Raw genomic sequence first — 454 nt, forward strand, 5'->3', positions numbered from 1 at the left:
GGCTTGCTGCCGGTGAACGCCTCGTCCGGGTTGTCGACGATGGGCGTGATCCATACCGCGCCGAAGCCGAGGTTGCGGATGTACTGCGCATTGTCGAGCACGCCGCGGAAGTCACCGCCGAGGTAGCCGATGTTGCCGTCCACCTTGTCCGGGCACGGCACCGGGATATCGAAGGTGCGGTGCGTGCCGCCCTGGTCGCGATGATCGTTGGACGGGTCGCCGTTGACGAAGCGGTCGGTGACCACGAAGTACACCGCATCGCTGGCGAACGGCTCGGTGGTGCCCACATAGTCCGGGCGTGGCGCGGCCGTCGCATGGCCGGCCAGCAGTACCAGGGAAACAGCAAAAGACAGCGCACCACGCATCACACCACCTCCGGACGGGACGGAACCCGCAGTACGCACAGGCCGGCGACGAACAGGCTGCAGCCGCCCAGCACCAGCACATGCATAGG

The 454-nt window shown here is 66.7% G+C and carries 1 protein-coding gene; it reads right to left on the reverse strand.

Annotated elements, in window-relative coordinates; translation table 11 throughout:
• The coding region (locus VG556_RS22510; RefSeq protein ID WP_423180069.1) for an alpha-amylase family glycosyl hydrolase at nt 1-365 on the reverse strand (365 nt) is incomplete at its 3' end.
• Nucleotides 366-454 lie beyond the last annotated feature (89 nt).

This window comes from Stenotrophomonas sp. CASM106, assembly GCF_049384825.1.
GTDB classification, from domain to species: domain Bacteria; phylum Pseudomonadota; class Gammaproteobacteria; order Xanthomonadales; family Xanthomonadaceae; genus Stenotrophomonas; species Stenotrophomonas muris.